The organism is Streptomyces sp. NPDC003042 (genome assembly GCF_053591315.1).
In genome coordinates, this window is sequence record NZ_JBSFTP010000035.1 from 57,825 (window position 1) to 68,590 (window position 10,766).

General features: G+C 70.8%; 7 protein-coding genes and 2 pseudogenes. 1 reads left to right on the top strand and 8 read right to left on the bottom strand.

Annotation, left to right across the window (positions count from 1 at the left end):
* Positions 1–111: 111 nt before the first annotated feature.
* From ACWDYJ_RS18955 to ACWDYJ_RS18980, 6 genes are all read right to left on the bottom strand, one after another.
* A complete protein-coding gene (locus tag ACWDYJ_RS18955) occupies positions 112–2,475 on the bottom strand; it encodes a glycoside hydrolase domain-containing protein (protein WP_451566700.1) in 2,364 nt (787 codons plus the stop codon).
* A 97-nt stretch (positions 2,476–2,572) separates the two neighbouring features.
* The gene (locus ACWDYJ_RS18960; protein WP_451566701.1) at positions 2,573–4,303 is read right to left on the bottom strand and encodes an FG-GAP-like repeat-containing protein; all 1,731 of its coding nucleotides are present in this window, start codon (positions 4,301–4,303) and stop codon (positions 2,573–2,575) included.
* A gap of 202 nt (positions 4,304–4,505) precedes the next feature.
* Positions 4,506–5,633 carry a hypothetical protein gene (locus ACWDYJ_RS18965; protein WP_451566702.1) on the bottom strand — a complete coding sequence of 376 codons (1,128 nt, stop codon included), beginning with the start codon at positions 5,631–5,633 and terminating at the stop codon, positions 4,506–4,508.
* Positions 5,634–5,973: 340 nt separating this feature from the next.
* Positions 5,974–6,546, bottom strand: coding sequence for a GNAT family N-acetyltransferase (locus tag ACWDYJ_RS18970; protein ID WP_451566703.1), 573 nt, complete (start codon positions 6,544–6,546; stop codon positions 5,974–5,976).
* A gap of 55 nt (positions 6,547–6,601) precedes the next feature.
* Positions 6,602–7,255, bottom strand: a complete 654-nt coding sequence (locus ACWDYJ_RS18975; protein ID WP_451566704.1) for a hypothetical protein — start codon at positions 7,253–7,255, stop codon at positions 6,602–6,604.
* A gap of 323 nt (positions 7,256–7,578) precedes the next feature.
* Positions 7,579–8,463: a helix-turn-helix transcriptional regulator gene (locus ACWDYJ_RS18980; protein WP_451566705.1), complete on the bottom strand. Its 885-nt coding sequence runs from the start codon at positions 8,461–8,463 to the stop codon at positions 7,579–7,581.
* Between the two features lie 12 nt (positions 8,464–8,475).
* Between ACWDYJ_RS18980 and ACWDYJ_RS18985 the strand changes: the two are divergent.
* Positions 8,476–8,958 (top strand): annotated as a pseudogene (locus ACWDYJ_RS18985) (TIGR03086 family metal-binding protein); the annotation flags it as partial.
* A gap of 60 nt (positions 8,959–9,018) precedes the next feature.
* Here ACWDYJ_RS18985 and ACWDYJ_RS18990 read toward each other — a convergent pair.
* Both ACWDYJ_RS18990 and ACWDYJ_RS18995 read right to left on the bottom strand, forming a co-directional pair.
* On the bottom strand, positions 9,019–10,224 hold the full coding sequence (locus ACWDYJ_RS18990) for a glycosyltransferase family 4 protein (RefSeq protein ID WP_451566706.1): 1,206 nt from the start codon (positions 10,222–10,224) through the stop codon (positions 9,019–9,021).
* An 8-nt stretch (positions 10,225–10,232) separates the two neighbouring features.
* Positions 10,233–10,766: pseudogene (locus tag ACWDYJ_RS18995) on the bottom strand (hypothetical protein); the annotation flags it as partial.

Genomic DNA, 10,766 nt, shown 5'->3' on the forward strand with positions numbered 1-10,766 from the left:
CCCTTGGGAGGCGTGAACGCCTCGCGGGCACGTGCCGGGCATGGGAAAGGGGCGGCGGCGCCGGCAGGCACCGCCGCCCCGGTGCGGTGGCAGGTGTTGAGGGGGAAGGGGTCAGCCGAGCTTGACGTGGTCCCCCCACCACGACTTCTCGGGCACGTTCCAGGACTTCAGCGGCGTACCGAAGAGTCCCCCCGCATCGGACGCGAAGGTGAACAGGGCGGACCTGCCGTCCGTATAGCCGTAGAAGGCGGCCACATCCGATCGGCCGTTGCCGTCGAAGTCACCGGAGGCGATCTGGACGTTCTCCGCCCACCAGTTCTCCGGGGCGACGCTCCAGGACTTGACGGGGGTGTTGAATCCGCCGTCTGCCTTGGCCAGGAAGGTGAACAGGGCCATCGCGCCGTCGTCGTAGCCGTACATCACCGCCACGTCGGCCCGCTTGTCGCCGTCGTAGTCACCAGCGGTGAGCTTGACGTTCTCGCCCCACCACGACCTTTCCGGCACGTTCCACGACTTCACCGGATCGCTGAAACCGCCCACGGCCGTCGACTTGAAGGTGAACAGCGCGGCGCGCCCGTCGTCGTAACCGTAGAAGGCGGCCACATCGTCCCGGCCGTTGCCGTCGAAGTCCCCTGAAGCGAGCTTCACGTTCTTGCCCCACCAGGAATTCTCGGGGACGTTCCACGACTTCACCGGTGCGGCGAACCGGCCGGCCGTGTCGGTCTTGAAGGTGAACAGGGCGGCCCTCGCGTCGGCGTATCCGTAGAAGGCGGCCAGTTCGTCGCGGCCGTTGCCGTCGAAGTCACCAGAGGCGAGCTTGACGTGTTCGGGCCACCACTGCCCCGGCGGTACGTTCCAGGACTTGACCGGGGCGTTGAATCCGCCGTCTGCCCTGGCCAGGAAGGTGAAGAGCGCGACGCTGCCGTCGGAGTAGTCGTACATCGCGGCGAGGTCGGCCCGGCCGTCGCCGTTGAAGTCGCCGGCGGACAGCTTGACGTGCTCGAACCACCACTCCTTGGGCGGGACGTTCCACGACTTCACAGGGTCCAGGAATCCGCCGTCGGCCTTCGCCAGGAAGGTGAAGAGGGCGACGCTGCCGTCCTCGTAGCCGTACATGGCGGCCACGTCGTCGCGGCCGTCGCCGTTGAAGTCACCGTTCACGCGGGATGCCGCGTTGTCCCGGACGACTTCGGGCGGCGGTGCGGCGCCGGCTACGTCCACATAGTTGTAGTCGATGTTGATCCTGACGCCGCCGAACGTCTCGGGGGTGTCACCCAGGTACTGGTGAACGCGTCGCTTGCCACCCCAATACGTACTGCCCGGCAGGTTCATCGAGGAGTTGGAGACGTCGGCCAGGCCGTTCCAGTTCGCGCCCCACAGTACGTCGGGCTTCGCGTAGCGCGAGTTGTTGTGCAGGGCGGCCATGTCGGGCGAGTTGCTGGTGTTCACGTACACCCCGGCCCGGTACCCGAGTTCGCGCACCCGCGCGCTGAAGCCGGAGATGTAGTCCATGACACGGGTGCGGTACGTCGCGGAGGAGTACGGCTCCATGTCGGTGTAGATCACCGAGTTCGGCGAGAACCCGAGGCCCTTGGCCTTGGCGACGGCGTCGTCCGCCGACGTCCTGCCCTGCTGCACGCCGTTGGTGGCCGACACCCCGCCGGCCTGGAGGCCGGCGTAGATCGCCAGCATGTGCCAGCCGTCGGCGGTACGGGCGTCCACCCAGCCCGCGGTGAGGTTGGGCTGGGCGCAGACCCGGGTGGGCCCGCCGATGTAGATGCCCACACCGCGGAAGGGCGAGGCCTGCCACGCGGTCATCGCGGAGCCGGAGGGGGCGGCGCAGGCGTCGAATGCCTTGCCGGTGTATCCGGTGGTGGGAGCCGCGGCGGCGAGCGCGGTGCGCGGCGCGGCCGTCCGGGCCGCCGGCTCGGTGGCGAGGGCGCCGGGGCGGGCGTCGCCGCCGATCCTGCCGGACCGGATTACGGCGCTGATCGCCTGGGTGGAGGCGCCGTGAGCGGCGGTGATGAGCAGTCCCGCCCCTTCGACCGCGATCCTCACCTCGCGGTCCGTGTTCGCCGGGAGCCGGTCGGGCAGCGTGCCGCCCGGCGGAACGCGGATCACGGCGGCCGGGTCGAGGACGGTCGCTCCCGCGAGCGGCTCGACGACGAGGGCGTCGGTCTTCTCCCCCACCGGGTCGGCCGGGCAGGACTGCTCGGCTCCGGGGTGGCCGAGGTAGAGCGTGGCGGTGTCGAAGCGGACACAGGTGGCCGGGGACCTCTCCAGGTCCACGACCTTCCACCGCTTGGGAACGTCCAGGGTCAGACCTCGGTAGCCGACCGGTTCGGTGTCCTGCGTGGCGCGCTGCGATCCGGCTTCGGTGGTGGCTGCCTGCGCCATCGGTAACCCGGTCAGCGTGAGGGCGGCGAGGGCCGAGGCGGTGATCAGAGGTCTGAGGCGGTGCGTCGTACGCGTCATGGGTGCGTGTTCTCTTCCGATGGGCGGCGGCCGGGGGCCGGGACGGGCGTCATGCCCGCCCGGCCCCCGGGTGCTTGTCATGGAGTCGCGGTGCCGCTCAGCCGAGCTGCACGTTCTCGCCCCACCAGGACCTCTCGGGTACGTTCCACGACTTCACCGGGTCGGCGAAGTTGCCTGCCGCGTCCGGCTTGAAGGTGAACAGGGCGGCCCGTCCGTCGGTGTAGCCGTAGAAGGCGGCGATGTCGCTGCGCCCGTTGCCGTCGGAGTCGCCCGAGGCGATCTGGACGTTCTCCGCCCACCACTGCCCGGTCGGTACGTTCCAGGACTTGACGGGGGCGTTGAAGCCGCCGTCCGTCCGGGCGGTCAGGGTGAACAGGGCGGCCCGTCCGTCGCTGTAGCCGTAGAAGGCCCCGACGTCGCTGCGCCCGTCGCCGTTGTAGTCGCCGGCGGTCAGCTTGACGTTGGCGAAGGTCCAGTTTCCGGGCTCCACGCTCCAGGACTTGACCGGGTCCGTGAAGCCGCCGACGGCCGTCGACTTGAAGGTGAACATGGCCACGGCGCCGGAGTCGTAGCCGTACATCGCCGACACGTCGTCCCGGCCGTTGCCGTCGAAGTCACCCACGGCGAGCTTGACGTGCTCGCCCCACCAGGACTTCTCCGGTACGTTCCACGACTTCACCGGGTCGGCGAACTTGCCCGTCGCGTCCGGCTTGAAGGTGAACAGGGCGGCCCGTCCGTCGTCGTAGCCGTAGAAGGCCGCCACCTCGTCGCGGCCGTTGCCGTCGAAGTCACCCGAGGCGAGCTTCACGTGCTCCGGCCACCACTGGCCCGGCGGAACGTTCCACGACTTGACGGGGGCGTTGAAGCCGCCGTCCGCCTTGGCGGTGAAGGTGAACATGGCGACCGAGCCGTCGCTGTAGTCGTACATCGCGGCGAGGTCGGCCTTGCCGTCGCCGTTGTAGTCACCGGCCGTCAGCTGGACGTGATCGAACCACCACTCCTTGGGGCCGACCGCCCAAGACTTGACCGGTGCGGCGAAGCCGCCGTCGGGCTTCGCCAGGAAGGTGAAGAGGGCGACGCTGCCGTCGTCGTAGCCGTACATCGCGGCCATGTCGTCCCGGCCGTCACCGTTGAAGTCCGCGTTCACGCGGGTCGCGGTGTCGTCCTGCTGCTTCTCGGGGACGGGGACCGCGTCGTCGACGATGTTCTTCATGCGGACGGGCAGGAAGGGGCCGTTACCGCTGAAGTAGGGGTAGGGGATGATGCGGTGGTGCACACCACTGGGAGTGAATTCATAGCCCCAGTACGAGGTCTTGGCGCTGTTGGCCCAGTCCTCGAAGAGCACCACATGGCCGCCGGCACCCGAGTCGTCGTCCAGCAGCGCGTCACCGGGCTTGAGTTCTGCCTTCGTTATCCATTCGGCGACACCGCCCGGCACGAACGCCGGGGTGGTGAGCGACGAGGAGAGGCCCCACGCCATGGAGACATATCCGGAGCAGTCCATCCGGTAGCCCTCGTGGTAATTCGTCCAGCTGTAGTCAAGGCCCTTGCCGACCCACGACTTGGCCCGCCTGATCGCTTCGCTGCGGGTCATGGCGGCGGCGGCCAGGCTCGCCTCCGAACGGAACGACTGGGGCACGGGAGTGATCTCGCCCTGGCCGGCGCCGGGGTAGTCCGCGTCACCGGTCTCGAGCTGTGCGGACGCCGCGGGCGGCTCCGCTGCCGCCGACGGCACCGCGGTGGCGGTGGTGGACGCGCCGAAGCCGAGGGCGGAGACGAGTACGACGGAAACTGCGGCACTTCGGTAATACGCTTTACGGTTGTTCACTTTTCCCTTTCGGAGTTCTTCTTCACGGCCTCTTCGCCGGGTGATGTCCGCAGGCCGGGGCAGCCGTCAGCGCTGGGTGCCCGCCGGCACCCGCCAGTCGGCAGTCGGACGGCGGCAGCCGACAGTCGGCAGTCGGTCGACCGAGAGGCGCCGCGCACGCGGCCGCAGAAGTGGGGCCTGGCCCTCTATTCGGCCAACGCCCTTAGACCAGTGCGTCCTTGGACGCGACGTTCACCCGGCGGTCGCCCGACGTACCCGAAGCGAAACCGAAGGTCAGCCGGGGCAGGAAACGGCCGGGGACGGCCGGATCGGGGACGAGCATGATGTTCATGCCCTCCGGCTCCCGGTGGACGAGGCTCTTCAGGGCACGGGTGAGCCCACGCTCAGAGGCCCCCGTGTTCAGATCGACCCGGGTGATGTAGGTCGTGCCCATGTCCGCCGGATCGCCCGGCCCGCCGGCGGCGTAGGCCTCGCCCTCCAGCATGTACAGGTAGGAGCCGTAGAGGCAGAAGCCCTGTCCGTCGTACACGGGCCTGGGCAGATTCGCGACGTGGTGCACGGGGGCGCCCAGAGGGGCCGAGGCCGCGGCGTCCAAGTCCCAGACAGCGCACTGCAACTGCCCGTTGCGGCTGAAGCGGACCAGCAGCCGCCGGTGCTGCATGTCGACCACCGGCCGCGGCGCCGTCAACGTGGATCCGGCGCCCGGCAGCTTCAGCGGATCGGGCGTACGGTCCGCGAAGTCCATCGCCGTACGGTCCGCCGAGTCGTCCCAGTGAAAACTGCGCGGCGGCTGGTCGGCGGCCGGCCCTACGTACCTGATCCGGCACACCCTGGTGCCGAAACCCGTGTCCCCGGCCTGGTTCGGCTTCGAGTCGTACTCGATCCAGATGTACGGAGCCGATCCCCGCGCGGTCGCCTCGATGCCGATCTGGGCACCGTGTCCGAAGCCGCGCAGGTACATCCGCCCCAGCCTGGTCGAGCCGTCCTCGCTCAGCTTGGTGATGGCGATGTCGCCCTCAAGCTTTCGCGTCGAGTAAGGCACTCCGTCCCCGGGGTTGTACATGACCTGCGCCACGTACCAGTGCTTGTTGAGGTGGTCGTAGCCCGCGCACTGCATCACCGTGGGGCACCAGGCCTGCTCGTGCATGAACACGGCGTCCGACGCATCGGCCAGGTCGAAGGCCCTCGACCCGGGGAGCGCCGTCCCCGCGGTCGGCCCGGTCAAGGTCTGTGCCTGCGCGTTCGACGCGGCACCTGCGAGCACCAGACCCGCGGCGGCGCCCGCGCCGAGCCGTAAGATCCCCCGCCGACCCGTAGTGAAATCCTTCATCTTCCCCCTTTGTAAAGACCGCCCAAGGTCACCCGGTCTGCACCGGGGCCGACCGTTCGACGGCAAGGACCACAGCATGGGCCTCGCCCAACTGCACTGGCTATCCACTTCCGTTGAAGTCCCGCCACGTTTCCGGATTGCGGAAGCCCGGCTTTTCGACGACGGTGGTGTGCATGCCGAGGGGGGGTCCGGGCGGCCAGCCGCCGTGGAGCCGGGTCCGCAAGGCGCCACCGAAGGGGAGCGGACCGTCGACCACGCGGCCGTCGGCCTTCGCGGTTCCCGGATATCGCGGCGCTTCCCCGCGCGTCAGCCACCCGCGGCCCACTGACCGGCTGACCCGTCAGCGCAGATCGAGCCGCATCACGACCCGGGGGTGACCGGCCAGCACCGAGGTGGTGTCGGCGGCGTAGGAGAACCCGGCGCGTTCGAAGTTCTTCCGGAGCCCGGCGTACGCCATCGTCATGTCGACCTTGGCATCACCGTTGTCGAGGGGGTACGCCTCGATCGCCGGTGCGCCGTGGGCGCGGGCGAAGTCCACCGCGCCGGCGATGAGCGCGTGCGAGATCCCCCTCTTCCGGTGACCGGGGCGTACGCGGATGCACCACAGCGACCAGACCGGCAGGTCGTCGACGTGCGGGATCTTACGGTTGCGCGCGAAGGAGGTGTCCGAGCGGGGCGCCACGGCGGCCCAGCCGACCGGCTCGTCGCCGTCGTAGGCGAGCACCCCCGGAGGGGTTCCCGTACGGCACAGCTCGGCGACGTACTCCCCGCGGGCGGGGCCGCGGAGCTCCTTGTTGAGCTTGGACGGGATCCGGTAGCTCAGGCACCAGCAGACGTTGGCTTCCGGTGACTTCGGGCCGAGTAGCGTACGGACGTCCCCGAAGACCGAAGCCGGGCGAACTTCGATGGTCATGGCGCCACGATGGCACGACGTACACGGCGACGCTGCTCAACCCTCTGGCGCCGGCTCAGCGAAGCAGCGCCCCGCGCAGCGTGATGCCGTGCCGCGTGCGCAGCCGTCGCAGCTCCCACAGCGCCACGGCGGTGACGGAGAGCGGGGCTCCCAGAGTGAAGGCCGCCCAGACCCCGAAAGGCACACTGTCGTAGGTGCCCCGGAACACGTCGAAGAGGGCAACCTCCCATACGAGGAGCGTCGCGAGCAGAGGCGGAACCGTCTCGTGGAGGTCCGCCGTCCGGAAGACGTGCACGAGCAACTGCGCGATGCCGTAGAGACCAAAGGGGGCGAGCCACAACAGGAAGGCTCCCAGGGCGAACAGCAGCACCACCCGCCCCGCGGACGCCGTCCAGTCCGTTTGCTCGTCGACGTAGCCCAGCCCCGTGATCAGCCTCGGCACGCCGAGCGTGACGACCAGCGCAAGCAGCGCCCCGGCGGGCTTGCCCGCGCGGCGCAGGAACAGGCGTCGGTTGGGTGGGCGGGTCGCCGCGATGAAGGCGGCGACGGCGACCGGGAAGGTCACCGCCAGCATGATGAGGGTGGTACGGATCTGGTCGAAGCGGTCGTCCACCACCGCGTCGGCGTCCGACGCCAGCCCGTAGGACAGCAGCATCCACGTGATGGCGACCAGGCCGACGATCGTCCGGAAGACCTGGATCCTTTTCACGACCGGGTCGTGCACACGGTCCGGCCGGGACGGTGTGAACACCGCGCGTCCCACGGCGATCGGGTTGAAGAGACGTCCGAAGGTCAGGCGGCGCGCCGGGGCCGGCGGCCATGGGCCCGCCGGCGGTACTGGTGGCCAACCCGGTGCCGGCGGTCGCCCTCCTCCGTATGGATTCCGCGGCATCTCGCCACCGCCCCCGCCCCCCCTTCCGCTCATCCCTGCGTCCTCTGTGTCGCCGTGCCGAGAGTCACGAGGAGAATAGGCGGATCTCACCGCGCGTGAAACTGAGGGGACGTGGATTTTCGGCAGGCGACTACCGGGGACTACGGGTTCGCTCGTCTCAGGCGCGCGTCGGCCCTGTACACCGCGCTCAGTTCGGCGCCGATCCGGGCCAGCTCCTGGCGCACCTCCGGCGGTTCCAAAACCTCGACCGCCCTGCCGAACCCCGACAGGTGCGCGGCCAGCGCCCGGTGGGCCGGGCCGTCGACCCACACCTGCGTCCAGCCGTCGGCCAGCACCTCGCCGACGCGAACCCGGCCCCTGAGCAGCCGTTCCAGGCGGGCCAGCGCCTCGGGGGCGACGCGGGCCCGCGCGGTGACCGCGAACATGCTGCCTTCGACCACCTCCGCACGCTCGCGCCATACCGAGGCGAGGTCGAAGTCCGGCGGGCGCACCACCGGTTCGCCGGTGGGCTCCACCGACGTGACCCGGCTGAGCCGGAAGGTCCGCAGACCGGCGTCCGTACCGGCGAGGAGGTAGTCGGCCCCCGCCTTCGTGACCAGTCCGAGCGGATCGACCGCCCGCACCCCTGCCGGTTTGCCGACCCCCGCGTACCCGAGGCGGACCCGGACCCCGTCCACCACGGCGCTCTGGAGCAGGGAGCGGTGCCCCGCCTCGGCGGTGGCGGCGTTGCGGGACCAGTCCGTCGCGTCGGCGATCGCGGCGCGGGAGGCGGCCTCGGCGTAGGAGCGCAGCGGCGGGGGGAGCGCTCGGACCAGCTTGCGCAGGGTGGTGCGCAGTTCGGGGGTGGCGGCGAGGGGGCCGGTGACCAGGAACAGGGCCCGGATCTCGGCGGCGGTCAGGCCGGTGAGGTTGGTTCGCGCCCCGCCGACCAGTGACCAGCCCCCGCCGCGGCCGCGCTGTGAGTAGACGGGGATCCCGGACGCGGCCAGGGCCTCCAGGTCACGGCGGGCCGTGCGCTCGGACACCAGTACGACTCCCCCACCCCCTGTGACGAGTTCGACGTCCGGCGGCTGTCGAGCCACCTCGTCGCCGTCCTGCGCCGCGTCGCGGTGATCGGGCGCGGCGACGACCCGTTCGGCGTCCCGTCCTTCGCCGACGACCTGCCCGACGGGGCGTGGGCTGCGGCCTGGGAGCCGGCCGCCGCGGAAGCCGCGGCCGTCTGGGCGGACGACGGGATCCTGGGCCGGGAGCTGCGGCTGCCGGTCGGGCCCAAGCCGGGAGCGGTGGGCGCGCTGATCTACACGAACGAACTCACCGTGCACACCTGGGACCTGGCCCGGGCGACGGGTCAGCGCCCCGCGTGGGACCCGGCCCTGGTGGAACGGGTGCTGGAGGTCGTACGCCGGTCCCTGCCGGCCGGTGTGCGCGGCGGTCGGGTGCCGTTCGGAGAAGTTGTGGAGGTGCAGGCCGAGGCGCCAGCCATCGACCGGCTCGTGGCGTGGGCGGGCCGCCGGCCGTAGGCGGCGGGCGACAGCTCGCCGTAACGCATGCGGCAGCCGGCGCGGTAAACCGGCCGGCTTTCACGTCGGGTGCGAAGGGAGATCTCGTTCCTCGAGCGGCTCCAGCGGCTCCAGCGGCTCCAGCGGCTCCAGCGGCCATCGATCGCCGCCTGCCACCGCGTCCCCCCGTGGGACGCCCCGCCGAGCGGGGCGCCAGCCCCTGAGCGTCATCAGGCTGGTCGGGAGGGTGCGCCGCTCTGCCAAGAGGCGGTAGAGCGACTCGTACCCCGAGGTCATCTGCTCCGTGTCGAAGTGGTCCAGCACCCGTTGGCGGCAGGCCCGCGGGGAGAGGCGGTCGACGCAGCGGATGGCCTCGGCCAGTTCCGCCGGGTCCTCGCAGATGTACCCCGTCACGCCGTGGTCGACGATCTCGGGCACGGATCCGCGCCGCAGCGCCACGACGGGAGTGCCGCAGGCCATGGCCTCGATCATCACCATGCCGAAGGGTTCCTCCCAGCAGATCGGGAAGATCAGGCAGCGGGCCTCCGCGAGAAGGCCGAGCTTGACGCGGTGGTCCGCCTCGCCCACGCACTGCGCGTCCTCGCCGAGGCGGGGCACGACCTCTTTCTCGAAGTAGTCCCGCTCCGCGGGGTCGTTGCACCGGCCGGCGATGGTGATCGGTACGCCCGCCTCACGGGCGGCGTCGATGGCGAGGTGGACGCCCTTGTCGGCGGCGATCCGGCCGAGGAACAGGGCGCGGTCGCCCTTGCGCTCGCGCAAGGGGTAGTCGGCGGTGCGCACCGCGTTGTGGACCTGCGCGGACCAGGGAAGGTCGGGTGCCTGCTCCTGCTGTGCGCGCGAGATCGCCACCAGGTGCACGGTGTCCGCCAGGGCCCGGTAGTAGTCACCGATGTCGCCGGACACGGGTCCGTGCGCGGTCATCACGGTCGGCGCCCGGCGCTGCCCGGCTTGGAGCGGTCCGGCTGTGCTGTGGTCGTGGATGACGTCCGGGCGCAGGTCGCGCAGGATGCGAGCCGTACGTGCGGCGTGCAGTACCTCCGGCCCGGCGTTTCCCAGCTGTTCACTCCGGGGTGTCTGGTCGGTGGCGATGAACCGGCCCTTGGTCCCGTTGACGCCCACGCCGATGACCGTCACCCGGTGTCCCCGCTCCACGAGGCCGTCGACCAGGGCCGCGCACATCGCCTCGATCCCTCCGTAGGCGACGGGCGGGAGCTCGTACCAGGGAGTGGCGACCATGGCGATGTCGAGGCGACGCATGCCGGACATGTTTCCCTTCACTTTCCTGGGTCCGTTCCACTTTCCCGGGTCCGTGCGCCGCTCTGGGGCCACCGGCCGGTCGGTTGCTGATGGGTCGACGCGGCCGTGAGCGGCCGCCGCGGCTGCCTGATGACCTCCACGTCGTCCGGCAGGCCGTCGAGGCGGGTCGACTCACCGTCGACGCGCAGTTCGGCGCGAGCGCCGGCGAGCGGCAGGTTGTGGACGCTCAGACGTCCGTAGCGCCGGGGCCAGGCAGGGGCGAGCCACACCTGACGGTGCGACATCCACGGGTCCAGGCGCAGCAGCGCCCGGATGAGCTGCACCGGGGTGGCGGCCGCCCAGGCCTGGGGTGAGCAGGAGGTGGGGTACGGCAGCGGCGCGTCGTACTCGTTGCGGTCGAAACCGCAGAACAGCTCCGGGAGCCTGCCGCCGAACGCCTCCGCCGCGTCCAGGATCCCGGTCGCCACCCGCTGGGCCTCCTCCACGAAGCCGTAGCGCATCAGGCCGGTGGCGACCAGCGCGTTGTCGTGCGGCCACACGGATCCGTTGTG